Here is a 22,336-nt window from a genome sequence, read left to right on the forward strand (position 1 = left end):
CTGCTTTGCTAGCCGGATAAACCCGGCTTTTTGCTGCTGCTGCTGTGCCAGAATAGCACAGCAGCAGCAGCAACTTGTGTTTTGCCGTTTGCGAACACAACGACAAAAATAAACCTGCATACTACGGTATATGCAGGCAAGGGGGGTAGTGCGTTAATGATATCCTGAGACAAGCTGTCTGGCGGCGGATAGAATATCTGTCTTACAGTTAAATACTGCTAAGGAAATTTAACAGTTGCTTTAGCTGTTGCGTTCAAGTGGACAAATGCTAAAATCATTTGCATCCTTGCATGCATATAGAGCCAGTTGATTTTAAAGAGCAATATCTTAATAATTTGACTGAATTGGCAATTTATTTTGAATGCCTATCTATTTATTGATACATCATATCATAAAATATTGTGATATGGGTTGACTTTAGTCAGAAAATTTTAGAGTAAACATACTAACCAAAGGGAGCTGGCGGGAAGGTGCTGGCAGCAAGGGTTGAGTGTGAGTTTGCGTAAATGGAAATGGTGGGTACTGGGGTATTTAATCGTTGAGAAAAATAAGTTTCCCGCAAATATATTGGGAGGGGGTATTATGTAGAGCACATTTTCCTACAGGGCGGCAAGCCACAGACAATACAGGAGTACGGTAAGGTGAGTTAACGCAATTAGGATATGAAGTGCCTTTGGCCATATTTTCAGGTAGCCTCTGCCTGCTGCCAAGCGGGGCATTGCCATTTGGGTGCGTCTTGGAAACGATAGGCGGCCATTTTGTTCAGCAGGGCGGGGATGCTACTGTCTGTACACACTAAGCCGGTATTGGCGGCTGGCATGAAACCTTGGCTGGCGGTGTGCTGCAACAGGGTGGTGATGGGATTAAAAAAGCCATTGATGTTAAGCAGGCCGATGGGTTTGCTGTGTAGTTTGAGCTGGGCGGCCGAGAGCACTTCAAACAGCTCTTCGTATGTACCCAGCCCGCCGGGCAGGGCGATGAAGGCATCGGCCTGCTCAATCATTTTGGTGCGCCGCTCGGCCATGTTGTCGGTGATGATGAGCTCGGTGAGGCGGCCGTGCGCCATTTCTTCGTGGCGCAGGAAGGTGGGGATGATGCCGGTTACTTTGCCGCCGGCAGCCAGGGCGGCAGAAGCCACTTCGCCCATCAGGCCGATACCACCACCACCGTACACCAGCCGGCTGCCGCGTTCGGCAATAGCACGCCCCAGCTCGCGGGCGGCTTGGCTGTAGCTCGGGTCTTCGCCTAGGTTGGAGCCGCAATAGACGACGATGTTGTTCATAGCATTCATATTTATTCTTTCAGGTAGCCCGAGGTCTTGGCTAAATACTGCTCGCGGTATATTTTTTGGTTGCATGTACACGCCTTAAACTGCATCTATATTCGGCAGCTTGGTGCAGGCCTTATCCTCTTGGAGGGTAGTGGTTTCGGCAATTAGCCGGTAAAGGTGAAAGGGTGAATTATAGCGAAATAGGAATTTTTGCGCACAAGCCGGAGGGTAGGACAGGCAAAGGCTACCTGAAAATGCTACAACAGCTTTTCAGGTAGCCTTTGGCTTTAGTGAGACTGATGTTTTCAGGTAGCCTGAAACTTGTATGGTGCAAAAAAACAGGCTGCCGAAGTAATCGGCAGCCTGTTTGGCGTGTATCGTTAATGCCCGTGGTGGCAGCCGCCACCGCCGGCCGAGGCCATGGCTTCGGCCGCTTGTGCGTCGGCGTGGTAGCTGGAGCGCACCATGGCACCGATAGCAGCGTTGGTAAAACCTATGGCATAGGCTTCATGTTCGAACTGCTTGAACATTTCGGGGGTAACGTAGCGCAATACGGGCAGGTGGCTGTTGCTGGGCTGCAGGTATTGCCCCACAGTGATCATTTCGATGTTGTTGGCACGCATATCGCGCATGATTTCGCGCACTTCATCGTCAGTTTCGCCCAAGCCTACCATGATGCCGGATTTGGTGGGGATGTGCGGCATCATTTCTTTATAGCGGCGCAGCAGCTCGAGCGAATGCTGGTAGTTGGCGCCGGGGCGGGCCTGTTTGTAGAGGCGCGGGTGGGTTTCTAGGTTGTGGTTCATCACATCGGGCGGGGTTTTGGCCAGAATTTCGAGGGCAATATCCATGCGGCCGCGGAAATCGGGTACGAGGATTTCGATTTTAGTATTGGGGCTGCGCTCGCGGATGGCAGTGATGCAGTCGGCAAAGTGCTGGGCGCCGCCATCGCGCAAATCGTCACGGTCTACCGAGGTGATAACAACGTAGCGCAAATTCATGGAGACCACGCTGGAGGCGAGATGTTGCGGCTCTTCGGTATCGAGCGCGTTGGGGCGGCCGTGGCCGACATCGCAGAAGGGGCAGCGGCGAGTGCAGATATCACCCATAATCATGAAGGTGGCGGTGCCGCGGCTGAAGCATTCGCCGATATTGGGGCAGCTGGCTTCTTCGCACACGGTGTGCATTTTCTGATCGCGCAGGATATTTTTGATCTCAAAGAACTTCTTGCCGGTGGGCAGCTGGGCGCGAATCCATTCTGGTTTTTTCAGTTTCTGCTCCAGCGGCACAACCTTAATCGGGATACGGGCAACTTTGGCCGCACCTTTGTGTTTTACGCCGCGGCTGTTGTCTTGTTTGGCGGGGTTCTCTGTGGCCATGGCTTGTTCCTTTGCTGTGTTTTCAATGTGGTGTGTACTTTTCAGGTAGCCGGCGGGTAGTCAGTCGGCCTGTTTTTCAGGTAGCCTCAACTGCTGCTGCAAATGGTTGGTCAGTTTGGCGGCCACGTCGGCCACGGAGGGGACGGGCTGCACCAAGTCGGCGATTTGAGTCATTTCCAGCTCGGCGTAGCCGCAGGGGTTGATTTGGCGGAAGGGGCTTAAGTCCATATTTACGTTTAATGCCAAGCCGTGATACACCGCGCCGCGTTTGATGCGCAGGCCGAGGGAGGCGATTTTTTTGCCTTCCACATACACGCCGGGACGTTTCGGGTCGGCTGCGGCGAAGATGCCGTATTCAGCCAGGGTGGCGATGATGCTGTTTTCCAAACTGCTTACCAAGTCGCGCACGCTGATTTTGCGGCGTTTGAAGTCGATTAGGGTATATACCACCAGCTGGCCGGGGCCGTGGTAGGTAATTTGGCCGCCACGGTCGATCTGCACCACGGGGATGTTGCTGCGTGCCAAGAGATGCTCGGCTTTGCCGGCCATGCCTTGAGTGAACACGGGCGGATGTTCCACCACCCAAAGCTCGTCTTTCGTGCGCTCGCTGCGGGCATCGGTGAAGGCTTCCATGGCGTGGAAAATCGGGCTGTATTCGGCCAAGCCAAGCTGAATGACTTTCATCACAGCACCACTTTCACCAAGGGGTGTGAGGTGAGTGCTAGGTAAATATTATCGAGCTGCGACTTGCTGTGGGCGTTTATGGTAACGGTTATGCCCTGATAGTTGCCTTGACTACTTTCGCGGTGGCGCATATCGTGTTCGGCGGTGTCTGGCGCGTGCAGGCGCACGGTTTCCAATATCTGCACAGCAAATTCGGGGTGTTTGGCGCCCATGATTTTGATGGAGAAGCGGCAGGGGAATTCCAGTAGGGTTTCTTGGTTGGTTTCGCTCATGGTGGCCTTTCAAACGGCCGCCGTTCGGAGTGGCGGCGCGGTATAATCAGGGCGGCATTTTACTGGAAAACCGATGGCTTGAACAACACGCCGCGGTGTGGCGGAAATAGGGTTTCAGGTAGCCTTTGGCGCCGGATAAAGGCTACCTGAAAAGATTAAATGCCTGTTTTTTATGTCTGCCTTAAATTAAGAATGACGGGATTGGTTCGCTACTTTGTTTCATTCCGAAAGGGGAACCGCTATAGTGTGTCAGAAAACCGCTGCCTGTTCCGTCTAAGCTATGTCTTCCACTTTTTCGAAAGCTCAAACTATGCTACGCAAAATATTGCTACTCTTAGCCGCTATCATTCCAGCCGTTCTCATCCTCGGCTTTTTTGCCCCCAAATTCATCGCCCAAGCCAAACCTGGAGCCCATGCCATGCCCAGTAACCCCGCCTTTGCTCAACGCCTCGTTTCCTTGCACACTCCCGGCGGTCAGCCCGTACAAACCCTACTCAAAAGTAACCGCCCCACATTGGTTAAATTCTGGGCCAGCTGGTGCCCCTTGTGTTTGAGCGAGTTACAAACTACTGCCGAATGGCAGCAATCTGCCGAGTTTTCCGGCGAAAATGCCCGTGCTAACCTGATTACCATTGCCTCGCCTGGCTTCCTCGGCGAAAAGCCAGAAGCCGAATTTAAAGAATGGTTTGCTAAGCTCGACTACCCCGGCCTTCAGGTAGCCCTCGACGACGGCAGCCTAGCCAAAGCCGCCGGTGTTGGTGTGTATCCTAGCTGGGTATTACTCTCTGCCGACGGAGAAATCTTGCGCGTGCACAAAGGTAGTTTGCAGCATGAACAAGCCCTCGCCTTACTCGATAACCCTAATGCCGACCTCGCCGCCGTGCCCGTACAGCAGCACTACACCGCCGCCGACGGCAGCAGCCGCACCGCACAGACCAAAACCATCTACCTTGCCGGTGGCTGCTTCTGGGGTGTGGAAGCCTATATGCAGCGCCTGCCTGGCGTGGTGGATGCCGTATCCGGCTACGCTAACGGTCAAACTGCCAACCCTAGCTATGAAGATGTAATCCGTGGCAGCGGCCACGCTGAAACCGTGAAGGTGGATTACGACCCCGAGCGCATCAGCCTGGCAGACCTTCTACGCTACTACTTCCGCGTTATCGACCCCACCTCGCTCAATCAGCAAGGTAACGACCGAGGCCGCCAATACCGCACCGGTATCTACTACACCGACCCTGCCGAAGCTAAGACCGTACGCGCCGCCCTGGCTGCCGAACAGCGTAAACATCGCCGTCCCATCGTAGTGGAAGCCCTGCCCTTGCAACACTTCTATCCTGCCGAGGCCTATCACCAAGACTACCTCGCCAAAAACCCTAACGGCTACTGCCATATCGACATCGGCCTCGCTGACAAGCCGCTTGACCCTGCCGAGGGAAGCAGCCCTGCCCCCGCCAAAGGCTTCAACCCTGCCACCTACCGCAAGCCAGACGACGCCACCCTGCGCCGTACTCTCACCGACGAGCAATACCGCGTTACCCAAAAAGGTGACACTGAACGTGCCTTCAGTCACCAGTATGATGACCTGTTCGAGCCCGGCCTGTATGTTGATATTGTTAGCGGTCAGCCTCTGTTTAGCAGCCGCGACAAATTCAACTCCCACTGTGGCTGGCCCAGCTTCACCCGTCCCATCAGTCCTGATGCCATCACCGAACACGACGACTACAGCTACCATATGCACCGCACCGAAGTGCGCAGCAGCGCTGCCTACTCCCACCTCGGCCACGTCTTCCCCGACGGCCCAAAAGACCGCGGCGGCCTGCGCTACTGCATCAACGGTGCCAGCCTGCGCTTCATCCCCGAAAACCAAATGCAGCAGCAGGGCTACGGCAGCTACCTGAAAGATTTGCATTAAGTGTGGATAAATGCAGAAAAGGCTACCTGAAGGTTCAGGTAGCCTTTGTTTTGTATAGATAGCGGATAGGCTACCTGAAAAGGGATAGGAAGTTTTCAGGTAGCCTTTTGTATGGCAGGCAGCCGTTTGGTTGTTTATCTTCAGTTAGCCTCTTAAATACTTCAGTGTATCCATCTCAAGTCTGTTTTATTTTAAAGCCAAGCTGCGTCCACGCAAATACTGCTAGAGCGGCAGCGGCTAGGGCGGTGCCCACCCAGCCTAGCGTACCCAGCCCCCAGTGGCGCGAGATGATGCCGCCCAAGAGCGCGCCGCCGCCGATGCCGATGTTGTAGCTGCCAGAGTAAATCGCATTGGCCACATCGGTGGCATCCGGAGCGTAGCGGATCACATGGGCAACCATGCTCAAGCCCAATACCCCGATGCCAGTTCCCCAAACCAGCGAGAGTGCAAACATGGCTGCCGTGCTGCCGCCTAAAGGTCTCAACAGCAGTAATGAAACCAGCAGCAAGGCTGCCGAGCTGAGTAGAGTGGGATTCGGGTGTTTTGGATAGAAGCGCGAATACAGCCAGCTGGCCGCCATGCCCGACAAGCCGAATACCAGCAGCAGCGCCGTGGCTGTATCCGGCGGCATATGGGTAATTTCCAGCACATAAGGCTCGATGTAGCTATAGGCTGTGAAATGGGCGCTCACAATGAGCACTGCCATCGCATACATCCCCAATAGGTGAGGGCGTTTGGCTAAGAGTGGCAGACTTTTCAGCGAGCCGGCGTTTTTGCTTTCCAAGTGCGGCAGGATTTTGGCTAAAAGCACCATCACGCCCAAAGCCAGCACGCCGATCAGTGCGAAGGTAACCCGCCAGCCCAGCCACTGCCCCACCAGCCGCCCCAACGGCAAACCCAACACCGTGGCCATAGATGTGCCCAATGAGAGCCAGCCCAAAGTTTGCTGCCGCCTGCCCACTGGTGCCAGACGCATCACTAGTGAAGCGGTGATGGCCCAAAACAGCGCGTGGGTAAAGGCAATCAGCACGCGCGAAGCCAAGAGCACGGGAAAGCTCCACGCCACAGCGGAAAGCCCGTGCCCGGCCACAAACACGGCAAACAGCGCAAGCAGCAGCCTGCGCCGTTCCGCGTTGGCTGCCAGCAGCATCAACGGCAACGAAGCCAGCGATACTACCCAGGCATACACGGTAATCATGATACCCGTGTCGGCGGCAGACATATTGAAGCCCTTGCCAATATCGGTGAGCATGGCGATGGGGATGAATTCGGTGGTGCATACCACAAAGGCCGCCACCGAAATCGCAAACACGCGCAGATAGGCCAGTAGGATGGGGGCATGGGGGTGATGTTTGAGCATGGGCGTATATGGAAAGCGAAGTAATGTTTTCAGGTAGCCTTTAAACTCTGATCCAGCAGGCGGTTTAAGGGTTCAATATTCTTGCAATCAGTGCCTTATCCCTGCCCACCATATTCGGAATCTGCACCTGAATGCCGTTGCCGGGGGCAACTTCCGCCGCTTCGCCCCTACGCTTCATGGCTTGCAGCACGATGGTTTGGTTGCCCTGCGGGTGAATGATTTCCAGTGTGTCGCCCACGGCGAAGCGGTTTTTCACTTCCACAGTGGCCCAGCCTTCGGTGTCGATTTCGGTAACGTGGCCGACATATTGGCTTTGCTTGGCCACGGAATGGCCGGTGAGGTAGTTTTGGTAGTCTTGCGTTTGGTGGCGCTCGAGGAAGCCGGTGGTGTAGCCGCGGTTGGCGAGGCCTTCCAGTTCGGCCAGCAGGCTGTAGTCGAAGGGGCGGCCGGCTACGGCATCGTCGATGGCTTTGCGGTAGGCCTGAGCCACGCGCGCCACGTAATACACAGATTTGGTGCGGCCTTCAACTTTGAGGCTGTCCACGCCGATGCGGGCGAGCTCGGCCACTTGTTCTACGGCGCGCAGGTCTTTGGAGTTCATGATGTAGGTGCCGTGTTCGTCTTCCATAATCGGCATCATTTCGCCGGGGCGGTTGCTCTCTTCTATGAGGAAGATTTTATTGGCGGCGGGGTGGCGCACTTGGCCGTTGATGCCTTCGAAGGCGGCGTTGGCTTCTTCTTGGGCTTTGTTGAAATCAAAGCCTTGCAGCAGGCGGGCGTCGCCCATTTCGTCGATTTCGGCAGGGTGGACTTTATAGTCCCAGCGGCAGGAGTTAGTGCAGGCGCCTTGGTTGGGGTCGCGGTGGTTGAAGTAGCCGGAGAGCAGGCAGCGGCCGGAATAGGCGATGCAGAGTGCGCCGTGCACGAATACTTCGAGCTCGACATCGGGGCATTCTTGGCGGATTTCGGCGATTTCTTCCATGCTCAATTCGCGCGACAAAATAATGCGTTCCACGCCGATGCGCTGCCAGAATTTCACGCCCCAGTAGTTGGTGGTGTTGGCCTGCACGGAGAGATGGACGGGCATATCGGGCCAGCGTTCGCGGGTAACCATAATCAAGCCGGGGTCGGCCATAATCAGCGCGTCTGGCTTCATGGCAACCAGCGGCTCCATATCGGCCACAAAGGTTTTGAGCTTGCTGTTGTGCGGCAGGGTATTGACGGTGAGGTAGAACTTTTTGCCGCGTGTATGGGCTTCGGTAATGCCGGCCTGCAATACGTCGAGCTTGGCGAATTCGTTGTTGCGGGCGCGCAGGGAATAGCGCGGGCTGCCGGCATACACGGCATCGGCGCCGTAATCGAAAGCAGTACGCATGCGCTCGGGACCGCCGGCGGGAAGAAGGAGTTCGGGAGATTTCATGATGATAAATATGTAATTGGAATAATAAAGATTTTTGCTTCGCAGAAGATCAGCTTTGGCTACGCCAAGACATTACTTTCAGGTAGCCTCTAAAGATTTTCAGGTAGCCTCTTAAGTAGGCTACCTGAAAAACATCGGCTTCCACAGAAGCGGCAGTCAAACGGATTATAGCGCAAAATAGCGACTAACCGGTTTCTGCCGAGTCATGCTTGGGTGCGGGCTCCCAAATCTGCGAGGTGAAGAGTTGTGCGTCGTGCACATAGGGGTTGTTTTGGTCCCACACGTAGCCGGCAAACACGGCGCTGAGCATGCGGTCGGTTTCCGGTGTGCGTTGGCTGCTGAAAATCATGTCTTGCAGTGTACCGGAATACCAGGCATCCACATAGTGCCGGAACACGTTTACGCCGGACATCAGCGGGCGGGCGAATTCGTTTTGCCAGTTTACCTGCTGGCCATTCAGCTGGCGGGCCACCAAATCGGCGGCGAGTTTGGCCGAGTGGGTGGCGATGGTTACGCCGGAGGAGAATACCGGGTCGAGAAATTCGGCGGCGTTACCCAAAAGGGCGAAGTGGCGACCGTAGAGCGATTTTACGCTAGCGGAATAGCCAGGCAGGTAGATGAACGGGAAGTCGTTATCCCATTGCGTGTTTTTCAAAATGCGGCGCAAGATTGGCACTTCCAGGGCGAATTTCTTCAGGATAACGGTGGAACTTTCCAGCCCAAGTTTTTCAGGCAGTCCTACTACACCGATGGAGGAGCGGCCGTTGGAAAAGGGAATCAGCCACAGCCAAATGTCGCGGTGTTCGGGGTGGATGCACACCAGGTTTTTGTTGCGGTCGAAGGCTGGGTCGGTGATGTGATCGTCGATGTGGGTGAAGTGCACGTGGCGTAAGGGCAGGTCGGAGGGGATGTCCCAACTGAGCATGCGCGGCAGTACACGATGGTAGCCGCTGGCGTCCAGCACGAAGCGCGCACCCAGCACATAAGGGTCGCCACCTTCCTGTTGCACCACCAGTTTGGCGAAATCACCGTGGTTGTCGAAGGCCTTTACCGTGGAGCCGAACTGCACAGTTACGCCCTGCTTGATGGCTTCGTCAATCAAGATTTTGTCGAAACGGGTACGCTCTACATTAAATGCAGTAGAAGGGCCGGGGGAGAATTTGTCGGTGAATTTAAAGCTGGTGTTGTGTTCGCCCCAAGATAAGGCAAAGCCGTTTTTATATTGAAAGCCGAAGCCGGCTTGCACGGCGGGCAGGAAACCGGCCTCATGCAGCAGCTCTATGCAGTACGGCAGCAGGCTCTCGCCGATAACGAAACGTGGGAAATGCTGCTTTTCCACCACGCAAACATTAAATCCCCGCTTGTTCAACAAAGCGGCCGCCACCGTCCCCGAGGGGCCGGCACCGATGATGACGACGTCGTAATGCTGAATCATGTTTTCCCTTTATTATTCGTTTCCGCCCGACTCTGCGGGCGTTGGCAAGATTATTCATTTGCATCTGCTTTGTCGGCACACCCCACGCACGGCGGCAAGGCTTAAATGGCTTAGAAATTGGTTTGATTATAAATGAATTAGATAAAAATTGTCTGAAACCAACCGCCGTGAGCAATACGGCACCGCTCCTGCCTGCTAGAGCTGTGTTGCCCAGTAAGCAATAGGCCTATAGGCTACCTGAAAGCAATTAGCCTGCCAAGCCGTATTGGTTTTCAAATTAGCGGATTAACTTCGCTTCCGCTGTGGTGTGAGCCCGCCTTGCTGTGCCTTAGTTGCAGTTGGCGGCTCGCAGCCCGATGTCGGAGACAAATTTAATCCTCTACTGTTCCAAGAAGGCCGTACAATATTGCCCGTTATCCAGGTTACCTGAAACTCCAAGGACCCCGCCATGCAGGATTTCCACGTTGCACAACTGTCGCTGCCGCCGCAGGGCACCCACCTTGTCGAGGCTTCCGCCGGCACGGGTAAAACTTACAATATTGCCGCGCTATTTACCCGCTTGGTGGTGCTCGAAGGCTGGGCGCCGGAAAACATACTGGTGGTTACCTTCACCGATGCTGCCACCGCTGAGCTGAAAAACCGCCTGCGCGCTCAGCTGGGCGAAGCCCTGGCTGCTCTGCAAAGCGGGGAAACGCCGGCCGATGAATTTCTGCAACACCTGCTGGCTGAAGCCTTGGCCAAACAAGAGCGCAGCAAGCTCATCCTGCAGCTGCAGGCCGCCCTTTCCGGCTTCGACACCGCCGCTATCTACACCATCCACGGCTTCTGCCTGCGCGTGCTGGGTGACTATGCCTTCTTGTGCGGCGTGCCCTTCGAGCTGGAAACCGGCCCCGCCGACTCCGCCGCCCGCCTGGTGGCCGCACAGGATTTCTGGCGCGAACACGTGGCCGACCACCCGCAAAACGCGCGCATCGCCGCCCGCTTCGGCATCACCCCCGCCTCCGTGCTGGCCGAATTTTCAGGTAGCCTCAAACGCGCCTTTTTGGACTACAGGCTACCTGAAAACCGCCTGCCGCAAATACAGAAAGGCTACAATGCTGCTTGGCAGAAGTTGCGACAGAAGTTTGATGAAATTGAAGCTATGTATTGCCGCATATTGCCGCAAATCAATAAAACAACGTTTAACAAGACTGTTGGTAATTTATTAAAGGAACTCAAGCAGCTGGCAGCAGCAGAAGCTCTACCGGAGCTTCAAAAGCCGAAAGAAAAAAGTAAAAACCTACTCAAATTTGAAACAGAGGCCCTCCGCAGTAGTCTTAATAAAGCTGGGCATCTATCTGATGCTGATATTGCCACTCTACAACCCTTAGCTGTTTTCGGGCGCTATTTAGCCGAAATCAGCGATGCGGAGCAGGAAGCCGCCATCCGCCTCAAGCTCGAATGTTTGGGCTACCTGAAAACCCGTTTGGCCGACGACAAACGCCGCAGCCCGCGCCGCGACTACGACGATTTGCTGCTCGACGTGCACGCCGCCCTGTCCAACCCCGATCATCCCGAACAAGCCGAAGCGCTCGCCCAAGCCCTGGCGGCCAAATGGCGTGTGGCGCTCATCGACGAATTTCAAGACACCGACCCGCTGCAATACGCCATTTTCCACACTGCCTTTATCCGCCAAGGCGTGCCTGTATTTTTGGTGGGCGACCCCAAGCAGGCCATTTACGGCTTTCGCGGCGCCGACATCCACGCCTACCTCGCCGCCGCCGCCGAAACCGCCCCCGAGCAAAGCTATACCCTGCGCACCAACTACCGCAGCCACCGCGATTTGGTCAACGGCATCGGCCATCTGTTTGCCGCCCGCAGCCGCCCCTTCGTGCTGCCGCAGATTGCCTACCCCGACGTGCAGGCCGCCCGCGCCGAGAGCTTGCTCAGCCCCGCGCCTGAAGCCGCTGTGGCCGTGCGCTGGATTAATCCGGCGGGCGAAAGCGAAGGAAAGCTGCCGAATAAAGACGCCTTGCGCGAGCTCTGTGCCGATTATTGCGCCCGCGAAATTGCCGCACGGCTCAATCAGGCGCTTTCAGGTAGCCTTTCCATCGGCGGCAGACACGGCGGCGGAAACGTGCCGCTGCATCCTGGGCAGGTGGCCGTATTGGTCCGCACCCACAGCGAAGCCGCCCTGGTTGCGCGCGCGCTCAAACGCCGGGGCGTGCGCAGCGTATTGCTGCAACAGCAATCGGTATTCGACACGCCCGAAGCCGAAGCTCTGCACGCCCTGTTGCTGTTCTGGCTGGCTCCGCAGCAAACCGAATACCTGCGCTTCGTGCTCGGCGGCATTTTCTATGGCTACACCGCACAAGACCTGGCCGAATTGAACGGCAACGAAAACCGCCTGGCCGAGTGGATCGCCCTGGCCGAAACCGCCGCTGAAGCCTGGCAGCAGCACGGCATCTACACCGCGCTCACCCGTTTCGCCCGCCAAAGCGGCCTTGAGCAGCACCTTCTACACACCCGAAACGAACACAGCTTCACCAATTTCTGGCAGCTGGCCGAAATCCTGGCGCTGGCCACTGCTGAATGTGCCAGCCCAGTTGCATTGGCGCAATGGTTGGAAATGCGGCTGAAAAGTAGCAAGAAAAACAAGAAAAGCAAAGAAAATAAAAATGATAGGGAGGATAAGGGGAATAAAGAATACCAGCTGCGGCTGGAAAGCGACGAAGACTTGGTAAAAATCGTTACCATGCACGCCGCCAAAGGGCTGGAATACCCGCTGGTGTTTTGCCCTTTCGTGTGGGATGCCAGCCGCGATTTGGTAAAAGACTGGAACATCATCAGCCAAAGCAACGGCCGCAACCTATTGTTGGCCAAGGCCCAGCTGGGCGAAGAAGACGAGCGGCAGCTGTTTGCCGAAGACCTCGGCGAACGCCTGCGCCTCTTGTATGTTGCGCTCACCCGCGCCCGCGAGCAGCTCGTGATTTACGCCGCCCCCTGCAGCAACACTCCGGAAAACACCTTCGCCTATCTCTTGGCTGAAACAGGTGAGGACGATTGTCATGCCATCCGCAGCCATTGGAGCAGTTTTGAAGGCCAAGGCCGAGCCGAAGCCCTGCGACAGGCTTGGCTTAAGCGCATCCAAAGCGCCGCACCCGGCCAGCTGCAATGGCTGGAAGACGAGCCGCCCGAAGCCCGCTACCACGCCCGCGATGAACAACAGGGCAGCTACCGCGCCCTCGTGCTGCCCGAGCGGCCGCTGCAATTTATCCGCCACACCAGCTTTACCGGCCTGAGCCGCCAAACCCTTGCTGCCGAAGAGTGGCTACCTGAAAGCCTGCTGGCTGATGAAAACCCCGCCGCCGAAACCGAAAGGCTACCTGAAAGCGCAAACAACGAGTTGCGTTCCAACGGTCAAAATGCAGTTCAGCCAAACGGACAGGGCGACTTATGGCCAAACGAAGCCGAAACCGCTCTGCTAGCCTTCCCCGCCGGCACCACCCCCGGCATCTGCCTGCACAGTATTTTAGAAAAAACCGATTTCGTTTGCCCCACCGCCGAACAAGCGGCATCCTATGCCGATATCTTGGTCAAACACGGCTTTGAGGCCGAACCATGGCTGCCGGCGGTGTTGGAAATGGTAGAAGCCGTGCGCCGTGCACCATTGGTAGAGAATATGCAGTTGGCTGATATCCCCGCCGATAGCTGCGTAGCGGAAATGGGCTTCGTGCTACACCTGCACGATTTCGGTTTGAAACGCCTGCGCCGTTGGTTTGCCCGTCCCGACATCGGGCTACCTGAAAATGCCGCCGCCCATCTGCTGCAGCTGGATTTCCATACCGTAAACGGTTTCCTCAACGGTTTCATCGACCTAATTGCGGCAGACGAAAATGGCAGGGTATGCGTAATCGACCACAAATCCAACCACTTGGGCAATCATTTGGCAGATTACGGCCAAGCCGCCATGAGTGCGGCGGTGAGCGAACACCATTATTACCTGCAGGCGCTGATTTATGCCGTAGCCACCGCACGCTACCTGAAACAACGCCATGCCCTGCCCGAATACATCTATGTTCGCTACCTGTTTGTGCGCGGCCTGAATCCGCACGGCCAAGAAGGCCTGTGGTGCTGGGACATCCCTGTTTCCACCCTGCAAGAATGGCTCGAATAGTCGCAGCCGTGCCGACGGGGAAAGGCGTGGCAGAAAAATCAGCATAAATAACAATCCTTAGCCAAGTTTTCCAGAATGGATGTTGACTATTTGTCAAATCTACCTATAATATGCCGTTTTCGTAAGTATGGCGCAGCCGGAAAACGCCCAAGCGGGAATAGCTCAGTTGGTAGAGCGCAACCTTGCCAAGGTTGAGGTCGCGAGTTCGAGACTCGTTTCCCGCTCCAAGTTTTCAATCATCCGAATCCCAAGCGGGAATAGCTCAGTTGGTAGAGCGCAACCTTGCCAAGGTTGAGGTCGCGAGTTCGAGACTCGTTTCCCGCTCCACTATCTACTTAGTTGTTGGTTCGGGTGCTATGCGGGAATAGCTCAGTTGGTAGAGCGCAACCTTGCCAAGGTTGAGGTCGCGAGTTCGAGACTCGTTTCCCGCTCCAAGTTTTAGCAATTTGGCCGATACAGTCGGCCAAAAGCTAATTTGGCGGGATAGCAAAGTGGTTATGCAGCGGCCTGCAAAGCCGTGTACGCCGGTTCGATTCCGACTCCCGCCTCCAAAATACCATAGTGAATGTAAGCCGCAGGCAGCAAATAGCCATCGCGGTATTAGTTTAAATTAACCATACATCAATCAGCACGGCGGGGTGGCAGAGTGTTTATGCTGCGTGGGGTGCAACCCTCGCATAGGCCGGTTAAAATCCGCGCCCCCGCCTCCAATCATCCAGGCTGCCAGCCGCAGCCCGGCCCGAGTGGTGGAATTGGTAGACACAACGGACTTAAAATCCGTCGCTCCTTAATACGAGCGTACCGGTTCGATTCCGGTCTCGGGCACCACAAACCGCTTTTCAGCGGTTCTTTTATTTTGTCTAATTAATATCTGCTTAAGTATATATTGCTAAGTCCTTCACTTCATACAGAGTTAATTTGTCTTGCTATAGTTCTGTGTTGTCTGCGGCTGGCAACCTTGTACGAGTAATATGGCAAGGTAAGCCGACGTGGTACTGGTTTAAAGTTAATTTGCTTAAGTTGTGTATTTGACAAGTATGCGGGTGGGTCCTTCTCATTTTTCTGCAGAAGTTTTGTCAGCAAAACCGCCGGCCTGATTATTTCAGGCCGGCGGTTGCTTAATAATGTGCGCTATATTACTGCTCGTTTTTGGCTGCCCATTCGGCAGGAGTGGCGGCTATGGAGATGGAAAGGGCGTGCAGTTCGTTGCTGGCCAGCCGGTCGGCGAGGCCATCTTTGATCAGGCGGTGACGGGCAAGGCGGGGTTTGCCTTCAAAATCGGTAGACACGATGGCAGCGAAAAAATGATGGCCGTCGCCTTCCACTTGAATCATTTCGGCGTTGATGATTTCGCCAATCATGGCTTGGACTTGTTCGGGAGTGAGCATGTGGGATTCCTTTTGATTTCTTAAGAGGTTTGTGTGAGGGGCGTATTCTACCGTAAACCGTTGTGGTGCGCTTTGTTTGTGTTGGGTAGTTTCAGGTAGCCTATATCGGGTAATGGGCTACCTGAAACTTTAATACGGTTTGAAGAACAGCCTGCTCGGGCAGCGATTTGGCTAATGCTGCACCCTATTGCGTTTTCACTTCGTTGAAGTTCAAGCTTCAGGTAGCCTCTGCGGCAGGTTGCAAAATATACAGGCTTACCGTTTCGCGGCTGCGGGCAGCGGCGAGTGGGTTGGCAGCATCGCGGCTTTTGGGGTGCTGCGGACAGGTGTCGAGGCGTTGGCTGACGGTGAGGTCGGCGGCGGCGATACGTTCGGCCAGTTCATTCGGTCGGCGCAGGCCGAGGTGTTCGGCAAGGTCGGACATGATAAGCCAGATTTGCCCGCCGGGATTGAGGTGGGCGGGGGCTTGCTGCAAAAAGGCTTGCAGCATGGCGCTGCCGGGGTCGTAGAGGGCGGTTTCAATATCGGCGGCGGGTTTGGCGGGCAGCCAGGGCGGGTTGCAAACGATCAGGTCGGCGCAGCCTTCGGGGAAAAGATCGGTTTGCAGCAGCTTGATTTGGGACAGGCCGAGGCGTTGGAAATTGGCGCTAGCACAGGCGACGGCGCGCGGGCTGTTGTCGGTGGCGGTAATCGCTTGGAGACCGCGCCGGGCGAGCAGGGCGGCAATCACGCCGCTGCCGGTGCCGATATCGAAGGCGCTCTGGGCGCTGGGCGGTAGGGGTGCGTCGGCGATCATGCTGAGATATTCGCCGCGCAAGGGGGAGAATACGCCGAACGGCACATGGATGCGCGCACCAAGCGCGGCGATTTCCACGCCTTTTTTGTGCCATTGGTGTGCTCCGATGAAGCCGAGCAGCAGGTTGAGTGGCAGCAGGAATGGCTCGCTGTTTGGTTCGCCGAACACGTCGGCCAGGGTGGCGGATACATCGGGAGCGCGCCGCAGGTTCAGCTGATAGCCAGCATCGATTTCTACCAGCAGCATGTTGGCCAGCCGGCTGCGTTGCGCCTGCTGCATGCGGTGAGTATGAAAATCGGGCGAGGCGGCGGCGGGAAGCTGGCGTTTCACGGCGGAGAGCAGCTGCACGGCCTGATGATAATCGCCGCGCCAAAGCAGGGCTTGGCTTTGGCGGAGGCTTTTGAGCGCGGCTTTGGCAGAAAGGCCTGCTTCAGCTACGGTGAGCGCGGTAGGCGGCTTCTGCGCGGCGGTGTTGCGCCATTTGGCTTGACGGGTCTGGCCTTGTTCTTGCCAGGTGAAGATATGGGGCATAGTGGGTTCGCTTGGTTTGGGTTTCAGGTAGCCTTTGTGCAAGGAAGAGGCTACCTGAAATTTTACTAATGTATTTTCAGCTTTCTACCAGCCTCACACCTACTCTGCCAAGCCATCCAGCAACTTCTGATGGATCCCGCCGAAGCCGCCGTTGCTCATCACGAGGATGTGGTCTCCGCTTCGGGCGTTGCTCAGGATGCTTTGCACGAAGGCGTCGAAATCGTTGCCGGTATGCAGTTTGCCGCCGAGCGGGGCGAGGGTGGCGGCCACATCCCATTCCACGCCGCCGCCGTAGCAGAACACCTGGTCGGCTTCGGCCAGGCTTTCGGGCAGGGCGGCTTTCATACTGCCGAGCTTCATGGTGTTGGAGCGCGGTTCGAGCACGGCGATGATGCGCGCGCCGCCCACTTTCTGCCGCAGGCCGGCCACGGTGGTGGCAATGGCGGTGGGGTGGTGGGCAAAGTCGTCATACACGGTGATGCCGCGCACGCAGCCTTTCACTTCCATGCGCCGCTTCACGTTTTGGAATTGCGAAAGCGCTTCGCAGGCTACCTGAATACTCACGCCGGCGTGGCGGGCGGCAGCGATTACGGCCAGTGCGTTGAGGCGGTTGTGTTCGCCCAACAGCGGCCAGGCGATATGGCCGACAATTCGGCCGTGGTGCAGCACATCGAATGCGCCATTCTCGTCCGGCTCGCCGGCCTGCCAGCCTTCTGCGCTGCCGAAGCTTTCCACCGGCGTCCAGCAGCCTTGCGCCAACACGGCTTGCAGGCTTTCTTCGCGGCCGTTACACACAATCAGGCCTTGGCCGGGAATGGTACGCACGAGGTGGTGGAACTGGGTTTGGATGGCGGCGAGGTTGGGGAAAATGTCGGCGTGGTCGTATTCGAGGTTGTTCAGAATGGCGGTACGCGGGCGGTAGTGTACAAATTTGCTGCGCTTGTCGAAGAAGGCGGTGTCGTATTCGTCGGCTTCGATCACGAAAAACGGCGAGCGGCTGGCCGGATCGGCTTTGGGCGCCTGCGGCAGGCGGGCGGAAATGCCGAAGTTTTGCGGAATACCGCCGATAAGGAAGCCTGGAGCCAGCCCGGCATATTCCAACACCCAGGCCAGCATGGAGGCAGTGGTGGTTTTGCCGTGCGTGCCGGCCACGCCGAGCACCCAGCAGCCGTGTAGCACGTTTTCGGCCAGCCATTGCGGGCCGGACACATAAGGCAGGCCGCGATTCAAAATGGCCTCAATCACCGGCATGCCGCGCTTGGCCACATTGCCGACCACATACACATCGGCAGGAAATTCGCTCAGTTGTTCCGCATCAAATCCTTCGTGTACGGCAATGCCTAAATCAGCCAGCTGCGTGCTCATCGGCGGATACATTTTGGCGTCGCAGCCGCTCACTTTGAAGCCCGCTTCTTGCGCGATGGCGGCCAGCCCGCCCATAAATGTGCCGCCGATGCCGATAATGTGGATGTGTTGCATAGCCGAAAGCCTTATCTGGAAATGGAAAGGCGGAATTATAGCGGATTGGCGCGGCGGCGGGCATGGCGATTCCTGCTATGCCGCAGATTAGGCTTTCAGGTAGCCTTACCGTACAGCAGGCTACCTGAAAGTGATGTTTGAGCAGAATTCAGCATGGTTTCATCCAGCCTGTTTCAGAATAAACCCGTTGATTTGACAATAAAACCACTAAAATTTAGAATCGCGCCGTTTTGAATTGGGAAGCCGGGATAACGATGAGCAAACGTGTATTGGTGGTGTCGTATTCGCAGAGCGGGCAGCTGGCGTGCCTGAAAGAGAGTTTTCTGCGCGATATACGCGGCGCGGCAGGAATTGAAGTGGACGACGTGGTACTGCGGCCGGCGCAGCCGTTTGCTTTTCCCTGGCGCTTCCTGCCGTTTTTCGATGCCTTCCCCGAAACCGTACATTTGCAACCCGCCCCCATCGAGCCGCCTGTTTTGGCACACGAGCGGTATGACTTGGTTGTGATTGCCTACAGCGTGTGGTTTTTGTCGCCCGCCCAGCCGATTACAGCGTTTCTGCAAAGCGAAACCGCACGGCGGGTGTTGCGCGATACACCGGTGATCACATTGATTGGCTGTCGCAATATGTGGCTGATGGCGCAGGAGAAAATGAAACGTTTGCTGGCCGATACGGGCGCACGGCTAGTGGGCAATGTGGTGAAAATCGACCAATGCGGCAGCGCGGCCAGCTTCATCACCACGCCGCTGTGGATGTTTACCGGCAAGCGGCAAGCCGTGCATTGGCTGCCGCCTGCGGGCATCAGCGAAGCAGAAATCGCCGATGCGGCGCGTTTCGGGCAGCGCACCGCCGAAGCTTTGCAGCACGATGAAACATTAGACGAAACGCTGCTGCAACACATGGGCGCGGTGAAGATAAACGAAAAACTGATGGTCAGCGAGCGCGTGGGGCACCGCAGCTTTTTGATGTGGGGCAGACTGGTGATGGCCGCCGGGCACGTATCGCCGCTCTTGAGGCGGCTGGTATTGTGCGTGTATATCGTGTTTCTGCTGGGGATGATTCTCACCGTGGTGCCGATCGGCGCGCTGCTTAAAACCTTGCTTGCCCCACTGCGCCGTGAACAGATGCGGCGGGAACGGGAATATTATGCTGCGCCGTCGGGGGAATGATGAGGAAAGGCTACCTGAATAATCAGATAGCCTTTTGTTTTAATGTGCATAAATGGTTGTGAGCTACTAAGCATAGATCGGATTTCTGAATCAGACATCTCTGACATTGCGGCCATAATAGCAGTAGGCGAGGGCATCCCAAGTTTTGTCGGATACGGGTATCCGCTCTGCTTCGCTTTCAGGTAGCCTCACGTTAAAACTGCTTTTCCAATTCTACAAATACTTGCCGGCTTTTACGTTCTGCCCACACATGGCTGCTGCGGATGCGCTGCCAAGAGAAATTCAACTTCGGGGTTAGGCCTAGGATGGTCCAGTTTCTGTGCCACAGTGAAGCAGAGTATTGGATCTCGCGGTCGCGGCGTTGTTCGGGCGGGAAGCCTTGCGGAGTGATGTTTAGCGCGGTGCCGCGGAAAAGGCGTTCGGCGAAGGAGACGTTAAGCCGGGTGGAGAGGCCGCCTAGAGCATCCCAATCGTGAATCCAGCCTGCGCCGATGCCGTGGCGGTGGTAGGCGGCATTGTTCGGTTTGCTGCGCAGGGTGGACTGTTCTGGCAGCATCTGGTTGAAATTCAGCCCGGCATACAGCGTGTTGCGCGATGTGGCGCGCCAGGCCAGGGAAATGCTTTCCCCCAAATACCAGCCGTTATACATTTCTGCTTTTTCGCTCATTCGGTAATACTGGCGATAGGCATCCAATGCGGTATGAAGCTGCCAGCGCGGGGTGAGCAGGTGGTTGTATTCCGTGCGCAGTCCGGAAGCGTGCGCCCACATGTACATTTTCAGCGTGTGGTTGTTTTGTGGTTTGCGGTTTTCCCAGTTGTCTGTGCCGCTAAGCTGGAATTGGTAAAACGGCATCACCAACAGCCGCTGCCGCGCATCTTGCCAGAGCCAGCCCGTGCCCAAGCGGCCGTAGGCGCTGTCGTAGGCCGACTTGTTGCTCCAGTAATAATTGGTGCCGCTCACATCTAGCTGCACGCGCAGGTTGTGATGCCCGGCCAATGCCTGGTTTTTTGCCAAGCCCAGGCTGTAGGCTATGCCCACTGCATCTTCTGCGCGCTCTCGGCTGCAGCCGAACGGGCTGCAATGCGGCAGCGCCGCGTTGTTCACATTGTTATCAAATGAAGGGGAAAGCCCACCGCTCCACTGCCATTGCTGCTGTTTGGTGATATGGTTCAGATAATGTTGCACATTATTCTGCACCTCCGCCGGCACTTCCGGCTTGTTCTGCACTGTTTCAAATAGCTGCGCCGATTCGTGCCATTGCTTATCTTCTGCCAGCATCGCCGCCAAATCCAGGCGGATGCGTACATCCTGCGGCTCTTCTGCCACCAATTCCCGGTAAATTTGCACCGCGCGCGCGTAATCGCCCGTATATTTTGCCTGCATGCCTTGCGCACGACGCAGCAACACTGTGTCTGGCTGCGGTATTTGCGCATACAGCGAAGTCAAATCCGCCAGCAATTCCGGCTGTGGTGGGCTGTTTAACACCTGCACTAACATATGCGCCAATAATTGTGGCCGTGCTAGCAAATCCTGCTGTGTGAGCACTGGCGCAGCTTGCTGCCCATCTGTTACTGCAGGCGTTTGCACATTATTTTCCAACTGCCGCAGCCATTGCTGCTGCCCTGTTTGTAAAAAACGTTTCTGATCCTGTTCTGGTGTGGTGTCTCCCCAGCTGTGTTGCGCAACACACAACGTAGAAATAATCAGAAACACACTCGTTTTCATCTGCATATATACAAATAGTCTCTTGAAAATAATGAGAATATGATAGATAGGGTTTCGTTAAGTTTGGACATTTCATGCAAACAAAACAGTTTCCTTATCTACAAAAACGAGATATATTACCATTATTTTTAACGAAGGCAGGACTTACTTAAGTAACTATGAAACACCTAATTTTATCTTTGTCTGTGGCTGCTGCGTTGGCAGGGTGTGCGGGTAACGGCGGGGTAACCATTCCCGATGGCACTGCACCTGTGCCTCCGCTCATGCCGGCTGATCCCAGCAAAATTCTCGGCCCGGCGACCAGTGGCGATACCCCTACCGTTTTCCAAACAGGCAGCGGCCAACTGCGTTATGTGTCGTGGAATCAGATGATGTTTGGTCAATCTTTCCCGACCGACAAGTTCATCTATCGCGCACCTGATGGTAAAGATTACGCTTTTGATGGGTTTACCAACCCGCCAAACTTTTCAGGCCGTTTTGTTCCCAACAAAACACAACCTACCAAAATTACCCCTCAATCCACCCCGGAAGGCAATAAATTATTAGTTTGCTGCGAAGGCTTCGATTCCAACCTGCCCGCCGGCTATTTGACTGCCACTCGCTACGGTGTTTGGATCGGCAATGGGCAAATCGATATGTTTGCCGGCGGTATTGCCGCGCCAGTGGCTGATATGCAGAAGCGCAACGGTGCTACTACGCCTACTGGTAAAGCCACTTATGAAGTATGGGCATTCCGTGTGAAAGATGGCTCGGTAACGGCTTCCACATACAATCCAGTAGACGCAAGCAAACGTTCCTTGCTGACTGTTAACTTCAACACCGGCAAAGTGGGCGGCACCATCAAAGGCAATGCGGATTTCGGCGCGGATATTAATTTCCGCGATGTTACTCTCAGTGGCAATACTTTCAGCGGCAGCGTTACCTCCGGTGGCGTTGATGGGCAAGTAAGTGGCGGCCTGTTCGGCAAAAAAGGATATTATGGGCCGGCGGGTACCGAAATTGGTGGGAAAATCACTTTCGGTAGCAACCAAAGCCTCAACAGTGTATTCGGCGGTTCAGTACCACAGCGCAGTTACCGTGATGAAAACTCCACTTCAAATGATTTAACCCCGCTTACTCCTTAATTTAATTTTCAGGTAGCCTTTTGCAGGGTATGTGTCAATTTGGCGCACACCCTGCAATATATTTGGCTAATTAATGAAATTGTTTTTCAGGTAGCCTTTATTATTTCAAACTTTTTAATAGAATCATGAAAACACATATCCATCAACACCGACCAAGTATTTTATTCTTGGCTTTGTGTAGCATCTTTTCCGCCCCGGTTTGGGCATCAGGCGAAACTGAGGACACCAGTTCTGC

15 protein-coding genes and 6 tRNA genes are annotated in these 22,336 nt (G+C 55.5%); 10 read left to right on the forward strand and 11 right to left on the reverse strand.

Going from position 1 to position 22,336, the window contains the following annotated elements; all coding sequences use genetic code 11:
- Nucleotides 1–685: 685 nt before the first annotated feature.
- The 4 genes from A7Q03_RS00485 to A7Q03_RS00500 all read right to left on the reverse strand — a co-directional run bounded on the left by A7Q03_RS00485 (nucleotide 686) and on the right by A7Q03_RS00500 (nucleotide 3,605).
- Complete coding sequence (locus tag A7Q03_RS00485; protein WP_082880665.1) at nucleotides 686–1,282, reverse strand: TIGR00730 family Rossman fold protein; 597 nt, start codon at nucleotides 1,280–1,282, stop codon at nucleotides 686–688.
- A 368-nt stretch (nucleotides 1,283–1,650) separates the two neighbouring features.
- The gene (gene lipA / locus A7Q03_RS00490) at nucleotides 1,651–2,649 is read right to left on the reverse strand and encodes a lipoyl synthase (RefSeq protein WP_067446355.1); all 999 of its coding nucleotides are present in this window, start codon (nucleotides 2,647–2,649) and stop codon (nucleotides 1,651–1,653) included.
- A 60-nt stretch (nucleotides 2,650–2,709) separates the two neighbouring features.
- Complete coding sequence (gene lipB / locus A7Q03_RS00495; RefSeq protein ID WP_067446358.1) at nucleotides 2,710–3,333, reverse strand: lipoyl(octanoyl) transferase LipB; 624 nt, start codon at nucleotides 3,331–3,333, stop codon at nucleotides 2,710–2,712.
- The gene (locus tag A7Q03_RS00500) at nucleotides 3,333–3,605 is read right to left on the reverse strand and encodes a YbeD family protein (protein ID WP_067446361.1); all 273 of its coding nucleotides are present in this window, start codon (nucleotides 3,603–3,605) and stop codon (nucleotides 3,333–3,335) included. The genes lipB and A7Q03_RS00500 overlap by 1 nt, the downstream gene beginning before the upstream one ends.
- A 310-nt stretch (nucleotides 3,606–3,915) precedes the next feature.
- On the opposite strand from A7Q03_RS00500, the gene msrAB reads away from it, so the two are divergent.
- Nucleotides 3,916–5,517 (forward strand): bifunctional peptide-methionine (S)-S-oxide reductase MsrA/peptide-methionine (R)-S-oxide reductase MsrB, encoded by a 1,602-nt coding sequence (gene msrAB, locus A7Q03_RS00505; RefSeq protein WP_231881745.1) that lies wholly within the window; start codon nucleotides 3,916–3,918, stop codon nucleotides 5,515–5,517.
- Between the two features lie 175 nt (nucleotides 5,518–5,692).
- Here msrAB and A7Q03_RS00510 read toward each other — a convergent pair whose 3' ends face one another.
- The 3 genes from A7Q03_RS00510 to A7Q03_RS00520 form a co-directional block, all read right to left on the reverse strand.
- Nucleotides 5,693–6,877: a sugar transporter gene (locus tag A7Q03_RS00510; protein ID WP_067446367.1), complete on the reverse strand. Its 1,185-nt coding sequence runs from the start codon at nucleotides 6,875–6,877 to the stop codon at nucleotides 5,693–5,695.
- A gap of 64 nt (nucleotides 6,878–6,941) precedes the next feature.
- The gene (gene yegQ / locus A7Q03_RS00515; RefSeq protein WP_067446370.1) at nucleotides 6,942–8,297 is read right to left on the reverse strand and encodes a tRNA 5-hydroxyuridine modification protein YegQ; all 1,356 of its coding nucleotides are present in this window, start codon (nucleotides 8,295–8,297) and stop codon (nucleotides 6,942–6,944) included.
- 184 nt (nucleotides 8,298–8,481) lie between these two features.
- Nucleotides 8,482–9,732, reverse strand: coding sequence for an NAD(P)/FAD-dependent oxidoreductase (locus A7Q03_RS00520; RefSeq protein WP_067446373.1), 1,251 nt, complete (start codon nucleotides 9,730–9,732; stop codon nucleotides 8,482–8,484).
- A 448-nt stretch (nucleotides 9,733–10,180) separates the two neighbouring features.
- On the opposite strand from A7Q03_RS00520, the gene recB reads away from it, so the two are divergent.
- The 7 genes from recB to A7Q03_RS00550 all read left to right on the forward strand — a co-directional run bounded on the left by recB (nucleotide 10,181) and on the right by A7Q03_RS00550 (nucleotide 14,716).
- Nucleotides 10,181–13,888: an exodeoxyribonuclease V subunit beta gene (gene recB, locus A7Q03_RS00525; RefSeq protein WP_067446376.1), complete on the forward strand. Its 3,708-nt coding sequence runs from the start codon at nucleotides 10,181–10,183 to the stop codon at nucleotides 13,886–13,888.
- A gap of 151 nt (nucleotides 13,889–14,039) precedes the next feature.
- Nucleotides 14,040–14,115 (forward strand) — tRNA-Gly (locus A7Q03_RS00530).
- Between the two features lie 24 nt (nucleotides 14,116–14,139).
- Nucleotides 14,140–14,215: transfer RNA gene (locus A7Q03_RS00535), tRNA-Gly, on the forward strand.
- Between the two features lie 31 nt (nucleotides 14,216–14,246).
- Nucleotides 14,247–14,322: transfer RNA gene (locus A7Q03_RS00540), tRNA-Gly, on the forward strand.
- A 43-nt stretch (nucleotides 14,323–14,365) separates the two neighbouring features.
- A tRNA-Cys gene (locus A7Q03_RS00545) sits at nucleotides 14,366–14,439 on the forward strand.
- 81 nt (nucleotides 14,440–14,520) lie between these two features.
- A tRNA-Cys gene (locus A7Q03_RS10020) sits at nucleotides 14,521–14,598 on the forward strand.
- 27 nt (nucleotides 14,599–14,625) lie between these two features.
- Nucleotides 14,626–14,716, forward strand: a tRNA-Leu gene (locus A7Q03_RS00550).
- A 308-nt stretch (nucleotides 14,717–15,024) separates the two neighbouring features.
- Here A7Q03_RS00550 and A7Q03_RS00555 read toward each other — a convergent pair.
- The 3 genes from A7Q03_RS00555 to mpl all read right to left on the reverse strand — a co-directional run bounded on the left by A7Q03_RS00555 (nucleotide 15,025) and on the right by mpl (nucleotide 18,082).
- On the reverse strand, nucleotides 15,025–15,276 hold the full coding sequence (locus tag A7Q03_RS00555; RefSeq protein WP_067446379.1) for a BolA family protein: 252 nt from the start codon (nucleotides 15,274–15,276) through the stop codon (nucleotides 15,025–15,027).
- A gap of 217 nt (nucleotides 15,277–15,493) precedes the next feature.
- The gene (locus tag A7Q03_RS00560; RefSeq protein ID WP_067447323.1) at nucleotides 15,494–16,603 is read right to left on the reverse strand and encodes a class I SAM-dependent methyltransferase; all 1,110 of its coding nucleotides are present in this window, start codon (nucleotides 16,601–16,603) and stop codon (nucleotides 15,494–15,496) included.
- 99 nt (nucleotides 16,604–16,702) lie between these two features.
- A complete protein-coding gene (gene mpl, locus A7Q03_RS00565) occupies nucleotides 16,703–18,082 on the reverse strand; it encodes a UDP-N-acetylmuramate:L-alanyl-gamma-D-glutamyl-meso-diaminopimelate ligase (protein WP_067446382.1) in 1,380 nt (459 codons plus the stop codon).
- A gap of 254 nt (nucleotides 18,083–18,336) precedes the next feature.
- Between mpl and A7Q03_RS00570 the strand changes: the two genes are divergently transcribed.
- Nucleotides 18,337–19,251 (forward strand): hypothetical protein, encoded by a 915-nt coding sequence (locus A7Q03_RS00570; protein WP_067446385.1) that lies wholly within the window; start codon nucleotides 18,337–18,339, stop codon nucleotides 19,249–19,251.
- A gap of 193 nt (nucleotides 19,252–19,444) precedes the next feature.
- On the opposite strand, the gene A7Q03_RS00575 is transcribed toward A7Q03_RS00570, so the two are convergent.
- Entirely contained in the window at nucleotides 19,445–20,983 is a 1,539-nt protein-coding gene (locus tag A7Q03_RS00575; protein ID WP_067446388.1) for a porin family protein, read from the reverse strand.
- Between the two features lie 152 nt (nucleotides 20,984–21,135).
- On the opposite strand from A7Q03_RS00575, the gene A7Q03_RS00580 reads away from it, so the two are divergent.
- Complete coding sequence (locus A7Q03_RS00580) at nucleotides 21,136–22,101, forward strand: transferrin-binding protein-like solute binding protein (RefSeq protein WP_067446391.1); 966 nt, start codon at nucleotides 21,136–21,138, stop codon at nucleotides 22,099–22,101.
- The last annotated feature ends 235 nt before the right edge of the window (nucleotides 22,102–22,336 follow it).

Source organism: Eikenella sp. NML99-0057, assembly GCF_001648535.1.
In the GTDB taxonomy this organism is placed as follows: Bacteria; Pseudomonadota; Gammaproteobacteria; order Burkholderiales; family Neisseriaceae; genus Eikenella; species Eikenella exigua.

What these genes read in the sequence shown, in the direction of transcription:
- A7Q03_RS00580 (WP_067446391.1), top strand. Translation starts at nt 21,136, where the DNA reads ATGAAACACCTAATTTTATCTTTGTCTGTGGCTGCTGCGTTGGCAGGG.
- A7Q03_RS00500 (WP_067446361.1), bottom strand. Translation starts at nt 3,605, where the DNA reads ATGAGCGAAACCAACCAAGAAACCCTACTGGAATTCCCCTGCCGCTTC.
- A7Q03_RS00560 (WP_067447323.1), bottom strand. Translation starts at nt 16,603, where the DNA reads ATGCCCCATATCTTCACCTGGCAAGAACAAGGCCAGACCCGTCAAGCC.
- A7Q03_RS00575 (WP_067446388.1), bottom strand. Translation starts at nt 20,983, where the DNA reads ATGCAGATGAAAACGAGTGTGTTTCTGATTATTTCTACGTTGTGTGTT.
- A7Q03_RS00520 (WP_067446373.1), bottom strand. Translation starts at nt 9,732, where the DNA reads ATGATTCAGCATTACGACGTCGTCATCATCGGTGCCGGCCCCTCGGGG.
- lipB (WP_067446358.1), bottom strand. Translation starts at nt 3,333, where the DNA reads ATGAAAGTCATTCAGCTTGGCTTGGCCGAATACAGCCCGATTTTCCAC.
- yegQ (WP_067446370.1), bottom strand. Translation starts at nt 8,297, where the DNA reads ATGAAATCTCCCGAACTCCTTCTTCCCGCCGGCGGTCCCGAGCGCATG.
- A7Q03_RS00485 (WP_082880665.1), bottom strand. Translation starts at nt 1,282, where the DNA reads ATGAACAACATCGTCGTCTATTGCGGCTCCAACCTAGGCGAAGACCCG.
- A7Q03_RS00570 (WP_067446385.1), top strand. Translation starts at nt 18,337, where the DNA reads ATGAGCAAACGTGTATTGGTGGTGTCGTATTCGCAGAGCGGGCAGCTG.
- msrAB (WP_231881745.1), top strand. Translation starts at nt 3,916, where the DNA reads ATGCTACGCAAAATATTGCTACTCTTAGCCGCTATCATTCCAGCCGTT.
- recB (WP_067446376.1), top strand. Translation starts at nt 10,181, where the DNA reads ATGCAGGATTTCCACGTTGCACAACTGTCGCTGCCGCCGCAGGGCACC.
- A7Q03_RS00555 (WP_067446379.1), bottom strand. Translation starts at nt 15,276, where the DNA reads ATGCTCACTCCCGAACAAGTCCAAGCCATGATTGGCGAAATCATCAAC.
- lipA (WP_067446355.1), bottom strand. Translation starts at nt 2,649, where the DNA reads ATGGCCACAGAGAACCCCGCCAAACAAGACAACAGCCGCGGCGTAAAA.
- mpl (WP_067446382.1), bottom strand. Translation starts at nt 18,082, where the DNA reads ATGCAACACATCCACATTATCGGCATCGGCGGCACATTTATGGGCGGG.
- A7Q03_RS00510 (WP_067446367.1), bottom strand. Translation starts at nt 6,877, where the DNA reads ATGCTCAAACATCACCCCCATGCCCCCATCCTACTGGCCTATCTGCGC.